The organism is Mycobacterium sp. NGS62, from assembly GCF_059812285.1.
In genome coordinates, this window is record NZ_JCALCK010000006.1 from 1 (window position 1) to 19,573 (window position 19,573).

At 68.3% G+C, this 19,573-nt stretch carries 18 protein-coding genes and 1 tRNA gene; 13 read left to right on the forward strand and 6 right to left on the reverse strand.

From position 1 onward, the window contains the following. Window positions 1–308 precede the first annotated feature (308 nt). Genes ssd through AC5Y49_RS16490 form a run of 7 tightly spaced genes read left to right on the forward strand, consistent with a single transcriptional unit; the run spans window position 309 to window position 4,796 of the window. Complete coding sequence (ssd, locus tag AC5Y49_RS16460; RefSeq protein ID WP_499889273.1) at window positions 309–1,355, forward strand: septum site-determining protein Ssd; 1,047 nt, start codon at window positions 309–311, stop codon at window positions 1,353–1,355. Then, the gene (locus tag AC5Y49_RS16465; protein WP_499888856.1) at window positions 1,352–2,515 is read left to right on the forward strand and encodes a TadA family conjugal transfer-associated ATPase; all 1,164 of its coding nucleotides are present in this window, start codon (window positions 1,352–1,354) and stop codon (window positions 2,513–2,515) included. Before ssd ends, AC5Y49_RS16465 begins: the two co-directional genes overlap by 4 nt. Further along, window positions 2,512–3,303 carry a type II secretion system F family protein gene (locus tag AC5Y49_RS16470; protein WP_499888858.1) on the forward strand — a complete coding sequence of 264 codons (792 nt, stop codon included), beginning with the start codon at window positions 2,512–2,514 and terminating at the stop codon, window positions 3,301–3,303. The genes AC5Y49_RS16465 and AC5Y49_RS16470 overlap by 4 nt, the downstream gene beginning before the upstream one ends. Next, a complete protein-coding gene (locus AC5Y49_RS16475) occupies window positions 3,300–3,890 on the forward strand; it encodes a type II secretion system F family protein (protein ID WP_499888860.1) in 591 nt (196 codons plus the stop codon). The genes AC5Y49_RS16470 and AC5Y49_RS16475 overlap by 4 nt, the downstream gene beginning before the upstream one ends. A 39-nt stretch (window positions 3,891–3,929) precedes the next feature. Beyond that, on the forward strand, window positions 3,930–4,136 hold the full coding sequence (locus AC5Y49_RS16480) for a DUF4244 domain-containing protein (RefSeq protein WP_499888861.1): 207 nt from the start codon (window positions 3,930–3,932) through the stop codon (window positions 4,134–4,136). Between the two features lie 47 nt (window positions 4,137–4,183). Continuing rightward, entirely contained in the window at window positions 4,184–4,471 is a 288-nt protein-coding gene (locus tag AC5Y49_RS16485) for a TadE family type IV pilus minor pilin (protein WP_499889275.1), read from the forward strand. Window positions 4,472–4,502: 31 nt separating this feature from the next. Then, a complete protein-coding gene (locus AC5Y49_RS16490; RefSeq protein ID WP_499889277.1) occupies window positions 4,503–4,796 on the forward strand; it encodes an Rv3654c family TadE-like protein in 294 nt (97 codons plus the stop codon). Here AC5Y49_RS16490 and AC5Y49_RS16495 read toward each other — a convergent pair. Together AC5Y49_RS16495 and AC5Y49_RS16500 are read right to left on the reverse strand one after the other, a co-directional pair. Next, complete coding sequence (locus tag AC5Y49_RS16495) at window positions 4,793–5,824, reverse strand: PAS domain-containing protein (protein WP_499888863.1); 1,032 nt, start codon at window positions 5,822–5,824, stop codon at window positions 4,793–4,795. The genes AC5Y49_RS16490 and AC5Y49_RS16495 overlap by 4 nt on opposite strands. A 303-nt stretch (window positions 5,825–6,127) precedes the next feature. After that, window positions 6,128–8,449, reverse strand: coding sequence for a DEAD/DEAH box helicase (locus AC5Y49_RS16500; RefSeq protein ID WP_499888865.1), 2,322 nt, complete (start codon window positions 8,447–8,449; stop codon window positions 6,128–6,130). A 283-nt stretch (window positions 8,450–8,732) separates the two neighbouring features. Here AC5Y49_RS16500 and AC5Y49_RS16505 point away from each other — a divergent pair, with 283 nt between their 5' ends. The 3 genes from AC5Y49_RS16505 (at window position 8,733) to topA (ending at window position 12,641) form a co-directional block, all read left to right on the forward strand. Continuing rightward, window positions 8,733–8,936, forward strand: coding sequence for a cold-shock protein (locus AC5Y49_RS16505; protein WP_003925183.1), 204 nt, complete (start codon window positions 8,733–8,735; stop codon window positions 8,934–8,936). A 151-nt stretch (window positions 8,937–9,087) separates the two neighbouring features. Then, window positions 9,088–9,666 carry a hypothetical protein gene (locus tag AC5Y49_RS16510; RefSeq protein WP_499888868.1) on the forward strand — a complete coding sequence of 193 codons (579 nt, stop codon included), beginning with the start codon at window positions 9,088–9,090 and terminating at the stop codon, window positions 9,664–9,666. 185 nt (window positions 9,667–9,851) lie between these two features. After that, window positions 9,852–12,641, forward strand: coding sequence for a type I DNA topoisomerase (gene topA / locus AC5Y49_RS16515; protein WP_499888876.1), 2,790 nt, complete (start codon window positions 9,852–9,854; stop codon window positions 12,639–12,641). An 85-nt stretch (window positions 12,642–12,726) separates the two neighbouring features. Here topA and AC5Y49_RS16520 read toward each other — a convergent pair whose 3' ends face one another. Next, the gene (locus AC5Y49_RS16520; protein ID WP_499888882.1) at window positions 12,727–14,334 is read right to left on the reverse strand and encodes an adenylate/guanylate cyclase domain-containing protein; all 1,608 of its coding nucleotides are present in this window, start codon (window positions 14,332–14,334) and stop codon (window positions 12,727–12,729) included. A gap of 75 nt (window positions 14,335–14,409) precedes the next feature. On the opposite strand from AC5Y49_RS16520, the gene AC5Y49_RS16525 reads away from it, so the two are divergent. Then, a complete protein-coding gene (locus AC5Y49_RS16525) occupies window positions 14,410–15,615 on the forward strand; it encodes a DNA polymerase III subunit delta' (RefSeq protein WP_499888884.1) in 1,206 nt (401 codons plus the stop codon). Between the two features lie 51 nt (window positions 15,616–15,666). Beyond that, window positions 15,667–15,739, forward strand: a tRNA-Thr gene (locus AC5Y49_RS16530). 73 nt (window positions 15,740–15,812) lie between these two features. On the opposite strand, the gene AC5Y49_RS16535 is transcribed toward AC5Y49_RS16530, so the two are convergent. Beyond that, the gene (locus AC5Y49_RS16535) at window positions 15,813–17,633 is read right to left on the reverse strand and encodes a hypothetical protein (RefSeq protein ID WP_499888887.1); all 1,821 of its coding nucleotides are present in this window, start codon (window positions 17,631–17,633) and stop codon (window positions 15,813–15,815) included. Between AC5Y49_RS16535 and AC5Y49_RS16540 the strand changes: the two genes are divergently transcribed. Continuing rightward, window positions 17,599–18,543: an NAD-dependent epimerase/dehydratase family protein gene (locus AC5Y49_RS16540; protein ID WP_499888889.1), complete on the forward strand. Its 945-nt coding sequence runs from the start codon at window positions 17,599–17,601 to the stop codon at window positions 18,541–18,543. The genes AC5Y49_RS16535 and AC5Y49_RS16540 overlap by 35 nt on opposite strands. Here AC5Y49_RS16540 and AC5Y49_RS16545 read toward each other — a convergent pair. Both AC5Y49_RS16545 and ppgS read right to left on the reverse strand, forming a co-directional pair. Further along, complete coding sequence (locus tag AC5Y49_RS16545) at window positions 18,540–18,881, reverse strand: DUF2304 domain-containing protein (protein WP_499888892.1); 342 nt, start codon at window positions 18,879–18,881, stop codon at window positions 18,540–18,542. The two genes, AC5Y49_RS16540 and AC5Y49_RS16545, sit on opposite strands and share 4 nt — an antisense overlap. Then, window positions 18,878–19,564, reverse strand: coding sequence for a polyprenyl-phospho-N-acetylgalactosaminyl synthase PpgS (gene ppgS, locus AC5Y49_RS16550; RefSeq protein WP_499888893.1), 687 nt, complete (start codon window positions 19,562–19,564; stop codon window positions 18,878–18,880). The genes AC5Y49_RS16545 and ppgS overlap by 4 nt, the downstream gene beginning before the upstream one ends. Window positions 19,565–19,573 lie beyond the last annotated feature (9 nt).

The following is a 19,573-nucleotide window of genomic DNA, read 5'->3' on the forward strand; positions in this document are numbered from 1 at the left end:
GGATCTTGCGCCCAGGAGCCCTGTCGTGTGTATAGTAAGCGGTACTCGGCTTTGTGCCGAGGGTGCATCAGCCCGACCCCCCGGGGCTGATACACGACGACCCTCGCCTCCTCCCCCCCTGGCGGGGGTCGTCCCTTTTGCCGGGTTCCTCGCACCGAGCGGCAGTCTGTTTTCGAAATCCGCGGCCGTCGGTTTGCGCACAGATCCAACTTTGTCCACAGATCGCGGTTTGCCGCTGGCGCCCCGGGGACGCCGCCGGGCACCGTGAGCGGGTGACTGCGACAACTGGTGTCACCGGCGTTCTGACGCTGTTGGCCACCCCTACGTTGCGCGACGAAGTGGACCGCGTCGGCGCCGCAGTCGGCGTGCGGGTGGTCCATGCGCGCGACGGCGCGCCGATGAGCCGCAAAGCGTGGTCGGCCGCCGCGGCGGTCGTGCTTGACGCGGCGGCGGCGCGGCGTTGCGTGCAAAGTGCACTGCCGCGGCGCCTCCACGTCGTCATCCTGACCGACAGCGAACCGACCCCGGAGACCTGGGCGGCTGCGGTCCAGGTCGGCGCCCAGCACGTCCTGACGCTGCCCGGGCACGAGGACGAGCTGGTCTGCGAGCTCGCCGACGCCGGCGAATCGGTACGCGGCGGTCAGGCTCACGGCCGGGTTGTCGCGGTCATTGGTGGCTGCGGCGGTGCCGGTGCCTCGCTGTTCGCCGTCGCGTTGGCCTACACCGCCGCCGAGCCGCTGCTGCTCGATCTCGATCCGTGGAGCGGAGGCATCGATCTGCTGCTCGGCGGTGAGAACACCGCCGGGTTGCGCTGGCCGGACGTGACGTTGCAGGGCGGGCGGCTGAATTGGGCGGCGGTACGCGAAGCGCTGCCGCGACACCGGGGGATCAGCATGCTCTCGGGCACCCGGCGCGACCACGACGTGGAGGCCAGGGCGGTCAACGCCGTCATCGACGCCGGTCGGCGCGGTGGTGCGACCGTCGTGTGCGACCTGCCCCGGCGGCTGACCGACGCCGCCCAAACCGCACTGGATTCCGCCGATCTCGTCGTCGTCGTCAGCCCCTGCGACGTCCGGGCGTGTGCGGCGACCGCGACGATCGCTCCGGTACTCGCCGGCATCAATCCCAACATCGGACTGGTGGTGCGGGGTCCGTCGCCGGGCGGGCTGCGGGCCGGCGAGATCGCCGACATCGCCGGCGTGCCCCTGCTGGCGTCGATGCGCGCCCAGCCGCGGCTTGCCGCGGAACTCGAGCACGGCGGCCTGCCGCTGCGTGCGCGATCTGCGCTGGCGACGGCGTCGCGTCGAGTTCTTGCGGTGCTACCGGCGGCCGACGGCGAAGCCCGGGCGGCATGACCGGTTCGCTGATCGACCGGGTGCGCGAGCGGCTGGCCGCAGAATCGGCTCCGCTGCGGCCCACTGCGGTGGCCGACGCGATCCGCGCCGAGTCCGGCGGCGTGCTCGGCGACACCGAGGTGCTGAGCAACCTTCGGATGTTGCAGACGGAGTTGACCGGTGCCGGAATCCTCGAGCCGCTGTTGTGCGCCGACGGCACTACCGACGTGTTGGTCACCGCGCCGGACGCGGTCTGGGTGGACGACGGCAACGGATTGCGGCGCAGTGCGGTCCGGTTCGCCGACGACGCGGAGGTGCGACGTCTGGCGCAACGGCTGGCGTTGGCCGCCGGCCGCCGGCTCGATGACGCGCAACCGTGGGTGGACGGCCAACTGACCGGAGTGGGCGCCGCGAGCATTGCGGTGCGGCTGCACGCCGTGTTGCCGCCGATCGCTGACGGAGGCACCTGCCTGTCGTTGCGAGTGTTGCGCCCCGCCACGCAGGATCTGGCGGCGCTGACCGCCGCGGGCGCCATCGCGCCGCAAGCCGCTGCACTGCTCGGTGAAGTCATTGCCGCCCGGCTGGCGTTTCTGGTGACCGGCGGCACCGGAGCCGGTAAGACCACGCTGTTGGCGGCGATGCTCGGCGCGGTGTCGGACCGTGAGCGCATCGTGTGCGTCGAAGATGCCGCCGAGCTGGCGCCCGCGCACCCGCACCTGGTCAAGCTGGTCGCGCGGTGCGCCAACATCGAAGGCGTCGGCGAGGTGACGCTGCGTCAGCTGGTCCGGCAGGCGCTGCGCATGCGTCCAGACCGCATCGTGGTCGGAGAGGTCAGAGGCGCCGAGGTGGTCGATCTGCTGGCTGCGCTCAACACCGGCCATGACGGCGGCGCCGGCACCGTGCATGCCAACAGCCCGGGCGAGGTGCCGGCCCGCTTGGAAGCATTGGGCGCGCTCGGTGGCCTGGACCGCGGAGCGCTGCACAGCCAACTCGCCGCGGCAGTCCAGGTACTGGTCCATGTGGCTCGCGGTGGTGCCGCAGGCCGCCGGCTCAGCGAAATCGCGGTGCTGCGCCGAACCGATGGGCAGGTTCGCGCGGTCACCGTCTGGCACGTGGATCGCGGGTTCACCGACGCGGCCACCGACCTGCGTCGGCTGCTGCAGAGCAGGACAGCGAGGTGACCGGCCCCGTACTCGCCGCGCTGGGATTGTCGCTGGCGGTCTCAGTAACGCCGTCGTCGCCGCGGCGGCGGCTCGCGCCGGGGCGTGCACGCTCACGCAAGTCGCAGACGGTGGTCGCATGGTCGGGGGTGTGTGCCGCGGCTGCCGTCGCCTTGGTGCTGGCGCCGACTACGGTTCTCGCCGCCGCGGTGTTGGCCGCGACGCTGGGCCTGCGCTACCGGCGTCGCCGCCGCAGCCGCGTCGGCCTGCGGGAGAGTCGGGCATTGGACACCGCGATCGATGTGTTGGTCGGCGAGCTGCGGGTCGGTGCCCACCCGGTTCGCGCGTTCGCCGTCGCGGCCGACGAAACCGGCGGGGCGGTCGCGGCGTGCTGCCGCTCGGTAGCGGCGCGCGCCCGGCTGGGCGCCGACGTGGTGGCCGGCCTGCGCAGCGTGGCGGCGGACTCGGCACTCCCTGCGCAGTGGGAGCGGATAGCGGCCTGTTGGCAGCTGGCCACTGATCACGGCCTGGCCATGTCCACCCTGATGCGCGCCGCTCAACGTGACATCGCCGAGCGGCAGCGGTTCTCGGCGCAAGTCACCGCGGCGATGGCCGGTGCTCGCGCCACCTCGACCATCCTGGCCGGCTTGCCGCTGCTTTCGGTGCTGCTCGGCCAGCTGATCGGAGCGCAGCCGGTGAAGTTCTTGTTGGGCGGCCATGCGGGTGGCTGGCTGCTGGTGGTCGGAGTGACGCTGGCGTGTGCCGGCCTGCTGTGGTCAGACCACATCACCGATCGGGTGACGCGATGATGACGGCGACGATCCTGTTGGCGGCGGCGTTGCTGTGTGGTGTCGCGCCGTCGACGGTCCGGGCCCGGGCCGGGACGACGGGCTGCACCCGCCGCGGTGCGCGGCTGTCGCCGCGCCGAACCGACCCGTTGGCGGTCGCATCGAGTTTGGATGTGCTGGCGGTGTGTCTGGTCTCGGGCATGGCGGTCTCCACCGCCGCGGCGATCACCGCGCCGTCCGCGCCGCCGGCGCTGGGCCGGGTGTTGCGGCGCGCCGCCGATCTGCTCACGCTGGGCGCCGACCCGGCCGTTGCATGGTCGGCGCCGCCAGACATGCCGGCCGCATCGATCGGCACACAGACCGACGCGCTGTTGCGATTGGCGCGGCGGTCGGCATCCTCTGGTGCGGCGCTCGCCGAGAGCGTGTCGGACCTGGCCGCCCAGTGCCGCCAGGAGGCTGCGCACACCGCGACCGCCGCCGCCGAGCGCGCAGCGGTGCTGATCGCCGGCCCGCTCGGAATGTGCTTCCTGCCGGCATTCGTATGTCTGGGCATCGTCCCGGTGGTAGCCGGACTGGCCGGTGACGTCCTGCAGTCGGGCCTGCTGTGAGCTCCAACAGCCGCATCGCGGGCGAACGAGAAGGGGAAGATGAGGGGAGTCAACATGTTTCGGCGACTACAAGTGCGGTTGACCCTATTGGCGACCGACGACTCAGGTATGTCCACCGTGGAGTACGCCATCGGGACGATCGCAGCGGCGGCGTTCGGTGCGATCCTGTACACCGTCGTCACCGGCGATTCCATCGTCGCGGCGCTCACCAACATCATCGGGCGGGCCTTGAATACCAAGGTGTAGTCAGTCGTGTCCGCTCAACTGCCGGCGCCAGCACCGTCGAGGCGGCGCTGGCGCTCGCCACGCTGGTCGCGGTGCTGGTGCTTTGCGTCGCCGGTATCACCGCGGCGTCGATGCAGGTGCGCTGCGTGGACGCGGCTCGGGAGGCTGCCCGGCTCGCCGCGCGCGGCGACGAGCGCTCGGCCGTCGATGTCGCGCGGCATCTCGCGCCCGGCGGAGCGGTGGTGCAGGTGCGTCGCGACGGCGAGTTCATCGTCGCGACGGTCTCCGCCCGCTCACGCCTGCTACCGGCGCTGGGCATCGGCGCCACCGGCGTCTCGGCAGTGGAGCAGCGATGAGCGCGGCTCGGCCACCGTCGCCGCCGCCGCGATGGTCGCGGTGCTGCTGAGTATTGCGTGCGGGGGCGCCTACCTGGGTTCGGCCGTGGTGGCGCGGCATCGTGCCCAGGCCGCGGCGGATCTGGCCGCCCTGGCCGGCGCCGCGCGGCTACCCGCCGGCGCGGACACCGCGTGCGGGCGGGCGAGGGCGGTGGCCCACGAGTTGCGGATCAGCGACATCGACTGCACAGTGCACGGCCTGGACGTCGTCGTCACGGTCGAGCTTGCCGTCCCGCTCGGCGGATGGAGCAGGGCCCGGGCCGCCGCCCGCGCCGGCCCGGACTAGCCGGTGTCGGTCGTGGACAGGCCTGCTTCGGCGAGCTCCGCATCGGTGGGTAGCCGCAGCAAGATGAGCCCGGCGAAGGCCTTCTCATCGAGCTCGACCTGGGTGCAGGTGACGTGGACCGGCACCCATGTGTCGCCGTAGCCGGGCATCCGCAGCACCATGGTCGCGGCGCCGTCAGCGAATTCGGCGGTCATCGCCGCCAACTTTGGCTCGTCGGCGGGATGTACCCGCGGCGCATTTCGCGCACTGCGCCGCCAGTCGTAGAACGGGCACGGCTCGTCGAGCCATTTGAGTAGCGTCCAGTTGTTGAGATCGACCAGCGCCCGGTGTACTCCCGGCTGAGCCAGTCCACGCAGAATCCGTTGTGCCAGCCGGTCGGGCGGATCCACCGGGGCGGCCGGGTCGGCGCGCCAATTCATGCCGCGCCCGATCAAGTGGTCGCGGCCGTCCGGTCCGGGCTCTAGTGCGCTGCGCGCGACGAAACTCACCCTGATCGGGTTGCCCTGCCAGTCGGTGCCGTCCCAGGTGGACCAAAGCGTCTGGTTGGGTTCGGCTTTGATGGCGAGCGCGAGCACCTTGCTTTCGTTGTGTTTGATGCTGCGCGATGGCCAGTTCTCGGCAAACGCGCGGCCTTCCGTTTCCTCGACGTCGGGGTTTTTGCCGCTGTTGAGCAGCGACTCACGCGTGTCGACGGCCACGCCGGTGGTCAGGTCCCACTTCATCGGACCGGGCAGCGGCCGCTCGGGCGGCTCGACGGTGGCCGGTCCACTCCAGACATGCACGCCATGCATCCGGCCGTCCGACATCAACACCGGCTCGGTCCGGATTACCCTGTCGCTCTTGGGTGTAATGCTGACCAGGCTTTGGCCGGTCTTCATCGACTCGCCGATCGCCGACCGGATAGCGGCAAGATGGGGATTGCGTCGCAGAAACGCAGTGACCGGGACGAGATTGCGCTGCTGACGGCCGAGCGCCACCACGGCCGGCTCTTTGCCCAGCGTCTCCACCAGCAGCCAATCGTGGGCCATGACCACACTTTACCGACGAGTAACGACGCGTTAGCTCGTTTTGGCATCGCCGGCGTAGTCCTGACTTGACTTCTGTCAAAACGCATGTGCGCTCGCCGTGTTGGTCAATAACTTGCACGCGAGTGAGCAGCCGGGTTATTTTGCTGCTGCGCCCCTTGGGCATGAGAACGGCTCGCGTAGTCCGGCCGTTCGTTGCGCCGTTCGTCACGATTCGGCACGCCCGCCTTCTTCAGCAGCGAGGAAGTGCTTTCGCGCCACGATGTGTGGTGGTCGACCGTCGAGGGGTCGGTCGTCAGCCATGCCTCAGGATGAACCGTTAGCCACCTCAGCAAGCACCAAGCGCAACACCCGCACAGCTCCCGCCTTGTCCAGCGGTTGGTTACCGCTGCCGCATTTCGGCGACTGCACGCACGACGGGCATCCCCGCGTGCATTCGCACGCTTCGATAGCCGCGGCGGTGGCGCCCAGCCACGCGCTGGCCTGGCGGAATCCACGCTCGGCGAACCCGGCCCCGCCGGGGTAGCCGTCGTAGACGAATACGCTGGGCAGCCGGTCGGACTCGGGGCCCACCGCGGTCGACAGACCGCCGATGTCGCCGCGATCGCAGCTGGCCACCAGCGGCAGCAACCCGATCGCCGCGTGCTCAGCGGCATGCAGCGATCCGGGGAGCTGTAACGCGTCGATCCCGTTGCGATCCAACGCGTCCGGTGTGATCGTGTACATCGCGGCAGTAGTGCTCAAGGCTTGCGTCGGCATTTCCAGTTCGACGAAATCGATTACCTCCCCGGACAGTCGGCGCCGCAAATACCCGACGACCCGACTGGTGACCGTGACCGGGACCAGCCCCAGCGTGACCGGACCGAAGGCCGTCCGTTCGCCTGTCCCCGTGACGGCGATGTCGGTGAGTTCCCGTGCGAATGTGGTGTATCCGGGATCGGCGGCATGGACGAATGCCAGGCCCTCCTCGAAGTCGAGCGAATCGACCACATACGTCTCGCCTTGGTGGAGGTATACCGCTCCGGGGTGTACCGAGGCGGGGGCCTGGCCGACACCCGCGGTGCCCAGCAACCGCCCGGTTTCGGCCTCGACGATCACGATCTGGCCGCCCGTCGGCCCGCGGATGTCCACAGCCGGATGCGGGTCGACGCCGGGCGCCGGATAGTACTTGCCCGACCGCCGTCGCAGCAGCCCGTCATCGGCCAGCTTGCCGGCGAGCGCCTCGGCGCCCAACGCCCGGATCTCGGCATCTTCGAGTGGCAACTCGGTTGCCGCACAGAGTAGTTGAGGCCCAAGAAGGTAGGGGTTGGCCGGATCGATCACGACACGCTCGATCGGCTTGTCCAAGAGCGCCGCGGGGTGGTGGACCAGATAGGTGTCCAGTGGATCGTCGCGGGCGACCAGCACGATCAGCGCGCCCTGACCGCGTCGTCCGGACCTGCCGGCCTGCTGCCAAAACGAGGTGACCGTCCCGGGAAAGCCGGCCAGCACAACAGCGTCCAGCCCGGCGATATCCACGCCCAGCTCCAGTGCATTGGTGGTGGCCAGGCCGCGCAGTTGCCCGTCGGCCAGCGCGTGCTCCAGTGCGCTACGGTCCTCGGGCAGATAACCCGCGCGGTAGGATGCCACCTTCTCGGCCAGTTCGGGAGCGATGTCATCTAGCCGTACGCGGGCGGCCATCGCCGTCAATTCCGCGCCGCGACGTGACCGGACAAAGGTCAGGGTGCGAGCCCCTTCAGCGATCAGATCGGCCATCAATCGCGCCGCTTCCGCGCCGGCGGACCGCCGCACCGGGGCGCCGTTCTCGCCGACGAGATCGGCGCGCAGGGCCGGCTCCCACAACGCCACCGTGCGTGCGCCCTGCGGCGAGCCGTCTTCGGTGACTTCGGCCACCGGCCGGCCGATGAGCTCAGCGGCCGTCGTGCCGGGCGATGCCGTCGTCGCGCTGGCGAAAATCACGGTCGGTGCGCCCGAATAGCGGTCGCACAGCCGCAATAGCCGGCGCAGCACCATCGCCACATTCGAACCGAAAACGCCCCGGTAGTAATGACATTCATCGACCACCAAATAGCGAAGGCGACGCAGAAACACCGCCCACCGGGCATGGTTGCGCAGCATCGCCAGGTGCACCATATCCGGATTGGAGAACAACCATCGAGAACGCTCCCGCGCAAAGCGCCGCACCTCGACCGGGCTGTCGCCGTCATAGGCGGTGGGCGCGACGTCGTGCAGCTGCGGGATGGCCGCGGTGAGGGCATGCGCGGTGCGCAACTGGTCGTGGCCTAGCGCTTTGGTTGGCGACAGGTACAGCACCCGGGCACGTCGGTCGGTTGCCAGCGCATTGAGAATCGGAAGTTGATAGGCCAGTGATTTTCCCGACGCGGTGCCGGTGCTGACCACAACGTGGCGACCGGCGTGGGCCAACTCGGCGGCCTCGAATTGATGCGACCACGGCGCGCTGATGCCGCGGTCGGTGAACGCGCGCACCACTTCCGGTTCGGCCCATTGCGGCCAGGCATACGGCCGGCCTTCGCGCGGCGGCAGTTCGGCGACATGCCGCAGCGGGTTCTCGCCCGGCTCGGCGCCGGCCACCGCAACGGCAAGCAATTCACTGCCGAATGTCACCACTGCGCACCTCTTCAAGCCGGTTTCCCTCTGAATTGTTCACCGACTTGTTGCTCAATTGATCACCGGAGGCTGTCGCGGACGCGACGAACGTGATTGACTAATGCACGGTCGCAGCTTCTGTGTTCGTGTCAAACTTTCGCAGGATCGACGTTGCGGCCGCGGTTCCTGCGAGGTTTTAGCTCGGGTGAAGTTCCGGCAACTCCGCGAGGTATGGCGGTCACAGCGGGCCCGGGGCGCCGGAAGGCGGTGCACCGCACCCGAGTAGTAAAGGAAAGATCGAGAAATGCCACAGGGAACTGTGAAGTGGTTCAACGCGGAGAAGGGGTTTGGCTTCATCGCACCCGAGGACGGTTCGGCCGACGTGTTTGTCCACTACACGGAGATTCAGGGTTCGGGCTTCCGCACCCTTGAGGAGAACCAGCGAGTCGAGTTCGAGGTTGGCCAGAGCCCCAAGGGTCCCCAGGCCACCGGCGTCCGCTCCATCTGAGCAACTCCTGACCAAACCCCCCGCGCTCGCCCTCCAACGGGCCGGCCGGGGGGTTTCGGTTGTCTAGGGGGGCGGCGCCCGACCATGACGCGAGCGCCACGCTCGTCGTATGCAGGACGGACATTGCACGGCGTGACCTACTGTCGGTGACGTGAGCCAGCTGTCCTTCTTTTCCGCTGAGTCGGTGCCGCCCGCGGTCACCGATCTCACTGGGATGTTGGCAGCGCCTGGACAGATAGTGAGCGTCGGCGGCGGCGCCCGGCTGTCGGTGGTCGTCGATGACCTCTGGCGCGCCGAGGCGCTGGCCCAGATGATCGACGACGCCGGCTTGGCATCGCAGCTCACCCGGACCGAGGAGGACACCCCGCTGGTGCGCACGGCGGTGGACGCACGCCTGCGTGCGATCGCTGCGGAGTGGACCCGCGGCGCGGTCAAAACGGTGCCTCCGCTGTGGCTGCCCGGACCGCGGGAGCTGCGGGCCTGGACGCTGGCGGCGGGCAGCCCGGAGGCCGATCGTTATCTGCTGGGACTCGACCCGCATGCCCCGGACACACATTCGCCGCTGGCGTCGGCGTTGATGCGGGTCGGGATCGCGCCCACCTTGATCGGTACGCGAGGCAATCGCCCGGCTCTGCGGATCAGCGGCCGACGCCGGCTATCGCGCCTGGTAGAAAATGTGGGAGAACCCCCCGATGCTGTCGAGGCCAAGGGAAGCTGGCCGCGGGTTTAGCGGCGATCGGGAGGGCTATTTACGGGGGGTCAGTTTGCGTCGGCTCGTTCCGGGTGTCACATTGTCAGTTGTCCACAGGCTCGGGGGAGACCGGCGACGATGCCGGTACCGGCCGATTTATGGGGCGGAACCGGCTCGGGAGCGGAAAAGGCCCAGGGCCAAAAAGAGAGTGAGTGTAAGCGCAGTTGGCTAACGGCGACAGCGGCACCCCGTTAAACAGGGGAAATGGCAGCGCGCGGCGACTCGTTATCGTCGAGTCGCCGACCAAGGCGCGCAAATTGGCCGGCTACCTGGGCTCCAACTACGTCGTTGAATCGTCGCGAGGGCACATCCGCGACCTGCCGCGCAATGCCGCCGACGTCCCCGCGAAATACAAATCGGAGCCGTGGGCCCGGCTCGGGGTCAACGTCGACGCTGACTTCGAACCGCTCTACATCATCAGTCCCGAGAAGAAGAGCACGGTCAGCGAGCTCAAGGGCCTGCTCAAGGACGTCGACGAACTCTATCTGGCCACTGATGGTGACCGTGAAGGCGAAGCCATCGCCTGGCATCTGCTGGAGACTCTGAAACCCAACATCCCGGTCAAGCGGATGGTTTTCCACGAGATCACCGAACCGGCGATCCGTGCCGCCGCCGAACACCCCCGCGACCTGGACATCGATCTGGTCGACGCCCAGGAGACCCGGCGCATCCTGGACCGGCTGTACGGGTATGAAGTCAGCCCGGTGTTGTGGAAGAAGGTCGCGCCCAAACTGTCCGCGGGCCGGGTGCAGTCGGTGGCCACCCGCATCATCGTGGCGCGCGAACGCGAGCGGATGGCGTTTCGCAGCGCCGCCTACTGGGACGTGGTCGCCGAACTGGACGCCAGCGTCTCCGACCCCAAAGCCTCTCCGCCCACCTTCACCGCCCGGCTGACCAGTGTCGACGGCCTGCGGGTGGCCGCCGGCCGGGACTTCGACTCGCTGGGCGCCGTACGGAAGCCCGAAGAAGTCATAGTGCTCGACGAAGCCCGTGCCGGTGTGCTGGCCGACGGGTTGCGCGGCTCGCAGCTGTCCGTGGCGTCGGTGGAGGAAAAGCCCTACACCCGCAAGCCGTACCCACCGTTCATGACGTCGACGCTGCAGCAGGAGGCTGGGCGCAAGCTGCGGTTCTCCTCGGAACGCACGATGCGCATCGCGCAGCGACTCTACGAGAACGGCTACATCACCTATATGCGCACCGACTCCACGACGCTGTCGGAGTCGGCCATCAACGCCGCCCGCACTCAGGCGCGCCAGCTCTACGGCGAGGAGTACGTCTATCCCTCACCGCGCCAGTACACCCGCAAGGTGAAAAACGCCCAGGAAGCCCACGAGGCGATCCGGCCGGCCGGTGAGACGTTCGCGACGCCGGACGCGGTGCGTCGTGAACTCGACGGCGACGAATTCCGGCTCTACGAGCTGATCTGGCAGCGCACGGTCGCCTCGCAGATGGCCGACGCCCGCGGCACCACGCTGAGCCTGCGGATCGCGGGTGCGTCCGGTGAGCAGCAGGTGGTGTTCTCGGCCAGCGGACGCACGCTGACGTTCCCGGGCTTCCTCAAGGCCTATGTCGAAACCGTCGACGAGCTGGCCGGCGGTGAGGCCGACGACGCCGAGCGCCGGCTGCCGCAGCTGAGCGAGGGGCAACGGGTAGACGCCACCGAGCTGACCCCCGATGGCCACGCCACCAACCCGCCGGCCCGCTACACCGAGGCGTCACTGGTCAAGGCGCTCGAAGAGCTGGGTATCGGCCGTCCGTCGACGTACTCCTCGATCATCAAAACCATCCAGGACCGCGGCTACGTGTACAAGAAGGGCAGCGCCCTGGTGCCGTCGTGGGTGGCGTTCGCCGTGATCGGTTTGTTGGAACAGCATTTCGGCCGGCTGGTCGATTACGGTTTCACCGCGGCGATGGAAGACGAGCTCGACGCGATTGCATCCGGCAACGAGAGCCGCACCACCTGGCTCAGCCACTTCTACTTCGGTGGTGACCACGGTGTGCCCGACTCGGTGGCCCGCTCTGGCGGCCTGAAAAAGCTTGTCGGTGTCAACTTGGAGGGCATCGATGCCCGAGAAGTCAACTCCATCAAGGTGTTCGATGATGCACAGGGACGCCCCATCTATGTGCGCGTCGGCAAGAACGGGCCCTACCTCGAGCGCATGGTGGCCGGTGACGACGGCGAACTCGCTCCGCAGCGGGCCAACCTCAACGACACCCTCACGCCCGACGAGTTGACTCTCGACGTGGCCGAGGAGCTTTTCGCCACACCGCAAGAGGGCCGGCCACTTGGGATGGATCCGCAGACCGGTCACGAGATCGTCGCCAAAGACGGTCGCTACGGCCCCTACGTCACCGAGATTCTGCCCCCACCACCGGACGACGACGACGGCGCGCCGGCCAAGAAGGGCAAAAAGCCCACCGGTCCCAAGCCCCGCACCGGTTCGCTGCTGCGGAGCATGAGTTTGCAGACCGTCACGCTCGACGATGCGCTGAAGCTGCTGTCGCTGCCCCGGGTAGTCGGTGTGGATCCCCAATCCGGTGAGGAGATCACCGCGCAGAACGGACGCTATGGTCCATATCTGAAGCGCGGCACCGATTCTCGCTCGCTGGCTACCGAGGACCAGATCTTCGAGATCACGCTCGACGAAGCGCTGAAGATCTACGCCGAGCCCAAGCGCCGCGGCCGCCAAGGCGCTGCCGCGCCGCCGCTGCGTGAGCTGGGCACCGATCCGGCGTCCGGCAAGCCGATGGTCATCAAGGACGGCCGGTTCGGGCCGTACGTCACCGACGGCGAGACCAACGCGAGTCTGCGCAAAGGCGACGACGTGTTGTCGATCACCGACGACCGTGCCGCCGAACTGCTGGCCGACCGGCGAGCGCGCGGCCCGGTCAAGCGGACCACCAAGCGAGGTGCCCGCAAGGCGCCGGCAAAGAAAACCGCCAAGCGCGGCTAGCTGCCGACCTCGGTCAATCGCCGAGTGGCCAGTTAGCACACATGATTTCGAAAAACACGTATATTAAGTGGCCACTCGGCGACCGTTACAGGGAAACCTCTTCGGGCGCAGCCAGATTCAACGGCCGGGCCAGCTGAGTAGGCGCGGAGCGGCCGCGCAGCGAGACAACTTCGCCAACGTCCCAGCACAGCGCTTCCGCGTCGAGGGCGCCGCTGACCGCGATTGCCGAGGCCAGCACGTGGCCTTCCTCGAGCTTGGCCAACTCGGTCAACCGCGCGGCCTCGTTGACCGGGTCGCCGATCACCGTGTATTCGAACCTCGCCTGCGCGCCGATATGGCCGGCGATGGCACGGCCGGCAGAGACGCCGATGCCGAACTCCAAAGTGCCCAGCACCGGCAGGAGTTCGTCGTGCAGCTCACGCGCGGCCGCCAGCGCGCCACCCGACGCGTCCGGGTGTTCGATGGGCGCGCCGAAGATCGCCAGTGCGGCGTCGCCCTGGAACTTGTTGACGAAACCGCCGTGCCGGCCCACGGTGTCGACTACCACCCGGAAGAACTCGTTGAGCAGGCTGACCACCTCGGCGGGCGGTCGCGTTGCCGCAAGCTGAGTCGAGCCAACCATGTCCACGAACAACACTGCGACATCGCGCTCCTGGCCGCCTAGTTCGGTGCCGCGCTCCAGCGCGCGCCGTGCCACGTCTTCGCCCACATAGCGGCCGAACAGGTCACGCAGTCGTTGCCGTTCAGCCAGGTCGCGCACCATGTCGTTGAAGCCGGCCTGCAGCAGGCCCAGCTCGCTGGCGTCGTAGATCTGCATGTGCGCGTTGTAGTTACCGCGCTGCACCTCGCCGAGCGCCCAGCGCAGCTGACGTAGCGGATCGGCGATCGACATGGCGACCAGCAGCGTGCCGAATAACCCGATCCCGAGCGCCGCCAACGCCAGCAACAGGATCGGGTTGAACAACTTCTCCGGCGGCGCGTGCAGGAACGACGCCTTGTCGGCCACCACCGCCAGCACGATCGCCAGTAGCGGCACCGCGGTGGATAGTGTCCAGGCCAGCATCTGTCGCCCGATGACACCCGATGCCCGGATGTTTTCCGGCAGCCCGCCGCGCAGTGCGGCGACCGCCACCGGTCGCAGTACCCGCTCGGACTGCAGGTAGCCGATGATCGCGGTGGCCGCGGCGCCCAGAGCCACGGCGACCCCCACCACCGGTGCCAGGTGACTGGTTTCGCGCCAGCTGGCGATGATGAAGACCGTGCCGCCGATCGACCAGTAGCCCAGGGTGATCAGCGTGCGGTAGAACGGCATCCGCAGCGCCCGGCTGCGGGCTACCTCGGTGGCAGCGGGGTCGGTGTCGGCGAGCAGGCCGTCGCGGCGCTGCCAACGAAACACCGGCACCAGCAGCCGGAAGCTCAGCATTGACCCGCACCCGAACAACACCACCAGCGCCGCCGCGAACGACGCGAGGTTGACGCCCGGCAGGTCCTGCAGTTGGATGCGGTCTTCGGGCGGCAATCCGTAGCGCAGGAAGCCGAACACGAGCAAGGCGCCAATGATGTCGGCCTGCAGAACGCTCAACAAGAACACCGGCCACGGGGTGCGCACCACCCACTGGAGGAATCCACTGATCCGCCCAGGCAGTGCGGTCGCGGTGCTCACCAGCCCACCGTATCGGTCGGTGGGGACCAAAAAATAGCGAAAAACGCCGGTCTGCGGCCGCCGGCAGGATCACTGTGTCAGCACTGACCACTACTGTTGCCCCTGATGTCCGGTGTGTTTGCGCGGCTGGTGGGCCAAGAGTCGGTGGAAGCGGAACTGGTCGCCGCTGCGCTGGCCGCCCGCGGTGATTCGGCTCACAGCGCCACTTTTGAAGGAGCGATGACACACGCCTGGCTGATCACTGGTCCACCCGGTTCTGGTCGCTCGGTCGCCGCGTTGTGTTTCGCGGCGGCGTTGCAGTGCACCGCTGCGGAGTTGCCTGGCTGCGGGCAGTGCCGTGCGTGCACGACGACGATGGCAGGGACCCACGCCGACGTGCGCCGGGTCATCCCCGAAGGGTTGTCCATCGGTGTGGACGACATGCGGGCCATCGTGCAGGTTGCCTCGCGGCGGCCCAGCACCGGGCGCTGGCAGATCGTGTTGATCGAGGACGCCGACCGGCTCACCGAAGGCGCAGCCAACGCCCTGCTCAAGGTTGTCGAGGAACCACCGCCGTCGACGGTGTTCGTGTTGTGCGCACCCTCGGTGGACCCCGAGGACATCGCGGTCACGCTGCGGTCGCGCTGCCGGCATATTGCGCTGGTGACTCCGTCGGCGGCCGCGATCGCCCAGGTGCTCGTCGACAGCGACGGGCTGGCGGCCGACACGGCGGACTGGGCGGCGTCGGTCAGCGGCGGACACGTCGGCCGGGCGCGGCGATTGGCCATCGACCCCGACGCGCGTGAGCGCCGGCAGCGGGCGCTGAGTTTGGCCCGCGACGCGGCCACGCCGTCGCGGGCTTACGCCGCCGCGGAGGAACTGGTGGCCGCGGCCGAGGCCGAAGCAAAGGTGCTGACCGCCGAACGCGACGAGGCTGAAACTGAAGAACTTCGAACCGCGCTGGGCGCCGGCGGCACCGGCAAAGGGACCGCTGGTGCGCTGCGTGGAGCGACTGGCGCGATCAAAGACCTTGAGCGACGGCAGAAGTCGCGGCAGACGCGGGCGTCGCGGGATGCGCTGGACCGGGCGCTGATCGACCTGGCGACCTACTTCCGCGATGCGCTGTTGGTGGCCGCCGGGGCCGGCGAGGTGCGGGCCAACCATCCGGACATGGCCGAGCGGGTAAGCGCGATGGCCGCCCACGCCCCGCCCCAGCAGCTGCTGCGCTGCATCGAAGCGGTGCTGGAGTGTCGCGAAGCGCTCGCGATCAACGTCAAGCCCAAATTCGCCGTCGACGCCATGGTCGCGACCATCGGCCAGGCCCTGCGCTGACTTGGGCAGGCCAGCCGGCCTGCCGTAGACTCGTGCCGCCCGGCAGGGCACGCCACCTTAGCTCAGTCGGCAGAGCGGCTCACTCGTAATGAGCAGGTCAGGAGTTCGATTCTCCTAGGTGGCTCCGCTTTTTCGATGGCGAGCGTGCGTGTCCCCGGCCGACACGCCGCGGTAATCCGCGGGATCGCGCACGCTCGTCAGACCGGCACCACATACCCCACCGGCCCGGCCGCGATGCACACCGCAAGGGCGGCGGTGTCGGCCCGCACCGCGATCGCATTGCCGGCGCCGGGCAGCCGTACGTAGACGCGGTTGAGCCCGGGACGCACCGGAACCTTGACGTGCGACCCCTCCGAGAGCGACATCGTCATCGAGCCGTCGCTGTTGGCCAGGTAGTTGATCTCGGCGGTCCAGTCCGCCGGCAGCAGCGGGCCGTCGAGCGGAAGCGTCACCGGGTGGTCGGGCTGCACGAAGTACCCGCACTGCGGCGCCGGGCCCGGCGCGATCGTGCGGATCCAGGCCACCCGCGCGTCGACCATTCGCCCTGAGCTATCCAATGCTCGCAGTTGTCTTGTGGCCGTGGCGAATTCCGGTCGATCCAACAGCAGCGCGAACATGTGGCTGGCCAGGTTTTCCGGCCAGGCCACCCGTTGCAGCACCAGCGGGTCGACTTCCTGGTCCAGTAGCGGCGCAGCCGACGAAGCATGGGCGGCGGCCAAACCCCGGCGCGCGTTTTGCAGGTAGGGCTGTGCGGGGTTTTCCCGCCACGAGGTCAGAAACGTCGCGGTCGAATACCAGCTGCTGGCAACGAACAGCACGGCCAACCCCGTCGTCACCAGGGCGCGGGGTGCCGAGGCGTCCAGCCACCGCGATGACGTGCGGTTGGGCGCGCAGAACCCGACCGCGGCCAGCAGCGCCAGCACGACGACCAGGTCGGGGAAATACCGCAACGTCTGAGCCAGCTCCAACGCCGTGAACCGCGACGAGCGCATGAGATAGATCGGCACCTGGCAGGCCACGACGTATCCGGCCGCGGTCAGCCACACCGGTGCGATGTGGCGTTTGCGGAGCAGCGTGATCGCCAGCACCGCGGCCAGCACCAACCAGCCCAGTATCCGCACAGTCGGCGGCGGAACGGCCCACGGCGAGGCCGGCGCCCAGCGGTCCCAGGCCCACGGCCCGCCGGCCAGCCCCGGCACGATGCCGTGCGACACCGAGCGACGTAACAAGTCCCACGTCATCGCCAGGTCGGTGCTCCACCGCTGCTGGTCCACCACGATCAGGTAAACCACGATCCAGGCGGCGGTCAGCGCGAACGACGCGGACCACAACCGAAGGCCGGCGCGCCACACCGTGCTCAGCGCGCCTCGATCACCCTGCACGTGGCCCAGCAGCGCAGTGACCGCGAACGCGACGAACGGGATCACCGCGGCCTTCTCGAAAAACAACAGGCCGCCGAGGTAAACCAGCGCACCGGTCACCGTGTAGCGCTGGTTGCCGGTGCGGACCAGCAAGATCGCGTCGCCGCACACCCAGGCCAGCGCGGCCAGCATCGGCAGCGAATTCAGCGCCGCGGCCCACCAGGCGAAACCCGGCACGCCCAGCGGTGTGAACAGCGCGAACGTCAGCGGGATCAGCAGCACCGGCCGCCACCCCAGAATCACGCGCAGGGCCCGCAACAACGCCAGCGACGCCAGCAGTTGCAACACCACCAGGCTGATCGCAGGGCCGGTCCAGTTCAGCGGCGCCAGCCTGGTGATGGCCCCGGCCACCAGATAGGCGGCGGGCATGACGTGGCCGTCGTGGTCGTCGAACAGGTACACCACCGACAGCAGGTTGTGGGTGCCGGCCCGGCCGACCAGGATCAGGTCGTCCCAATAGAAGTAGCCGCGAAACGCCAGCACACTCCGTATCACCAGTTGCACCGCGACCAGCGCGACGGCGACCGCGGCGACCCCGGAAGCCCGTCGGTATGGTGGGCCGGTGCACGCACTGGTCACCGGGGCAGCCGGTTTCATCGGGTCGACGCTAGTCGACCGTTTGATCGCCGATCAGCACACAGTGGTGGGCCTGGACAACTTCGCCAGCGGTCGCGCGACCAACCTCGAGCATCTGGCCGATACGCCCGAGTTCGTCTTCGTCGAGGCGGATATCGTCACCGCGGACCTGCACGCGATTCTCGAGGAGCACCGGCCGGAGGTGGTGTTTCACCTGGCCGCCCAGATCGATGTGCGGCACTCGGTGGCCGACCCGCAGTTCGACACCGAAGTCAATGTCGTCGGCACGGTCCGGCTGGCCGAGGCGGCACGCTGTGCAGGGGTGCGCAAGGTTGTGCATACCTCGTCGGGCGGCTCCATTTACGGCATTCCACCGACGTATCCGACCGCTGAGACGGTACCGACCGATCCGGCGTCACCGTATGCCGCGGGCAAGGTGGCCGGAGAGATCTACCTCAACACGTTCCGGCACCTCTACGGCCTGGAGTGTTCGCATATCGCGCCGGCCAATGTCTATGGCCCGCGCCAGGATCCGCACGGCGAGGCCGGTGTGGTGGCGATCTTCGCGCAGGCGCTGCTGGCGGGTAAGCCCACCAAGGTATTCGGTGACGGCAGCAACACCCGTGACTACGTGTACGTCGACGACGTTGTGGAGGCGTTCGTCAGGGCCGCCGGCCCCGCAGGCGGTGGACAGCGGTTCAACATCGGCACCGGCGTGGAAACCTCCGACCGCCAACTACATTCAGCGGTGGCGGCCGCCGTCGGCGCACCCGACGATCCAGAGTTTCATCCACCTCGGCTGGGTGACCTTAAGCGGTCGTGTCTCGATATCGGTTTGGCGAAGCGCGTTTTCGACTGGCACCCGCAGGTTCAGTTGAACGACGGTGTGCGCCGCACCGTGGAGTACTTTCGGCGGATGCACACCGGCTAGCGCTGGTCGGGTAGCTGTGCGCTCTCCAGTGCGATGGCGCGAGCCAGTCGGGTGTAGCGCAGTTCGAGATCCTTGAACCGCAGGTATGCGCTCAGCGTCGTGAAAACGAACGCGATGATCAACCCGTACAGCATCAGGTCGGCACCGCGGGCCACCCCCAGCCAGTGCGCCACCACCGTGGTGTCGTTCGGCCGCAAAATCGCGTAGCCGGCGGCGAAGACGAACAGTACGTAGCCCACCTTGACCCAGGCCCGCGACTGCGCGCTGCGCCGGGAGCGCAACAGATAGAGCAGCAAGGCAATGATCGAAAAGATCAGCAGCATCTGGATCCAGTTCACCGCGGCGTCCTTCCTCGCAGAAATCCGTCGAAGATGATGTTCACGCCGTTCAGCAGCGGCTGCCCCTTGGACTTGGAGTAGTCGGTGTAGAGCACCTCGACCGGCTCTTCGGTTACCCGCCAATGGTTTTCGCTGATCAACATGACGAACTCGGTGGCGTGACTCATTCCGCTCATCGTGATGTCCAGGCCGTCGGCAACGGTCTTGTTGAACACTCGAAGACCGTTGTTCGTGTCGGTCAGGCCCAGACGCCGGCCGCGTGGACTCAGCCACACGGCGGTGCGCAGCACAATGCGCTTGAGCAACGGTGGCCGGCTGACCCCTGTCCCGAACCGGGTTCCGATCACAATGTCGACGTCGCCGCGGCCCAGTCTCTCGACCATCGTCACCACGTCTTTGATGCGATGCTGACCGTCGCCGTCGAATGTCACGAAGACCTGCGCGCCGGCTTGGCCGCGGGCGTACTCGACACCGGTCTGGATGGCTGCGCCCTGGCCCAGGTTCACCGGGTGGCGTACCAGGTGAGCGCCGGCCCGCAACGCCTTTTCACCCGTGCCGTCGTGGCTGCCGTCGTCCACGCAGACGACGTGATCGAAGACCGAGCGGACATCGGCGACGACCTCGCCGATGACGGTGGCTTCGTTGAAGGCGGGAACGACGATCCACACATCGGGATAACCCATTTCGAGTCC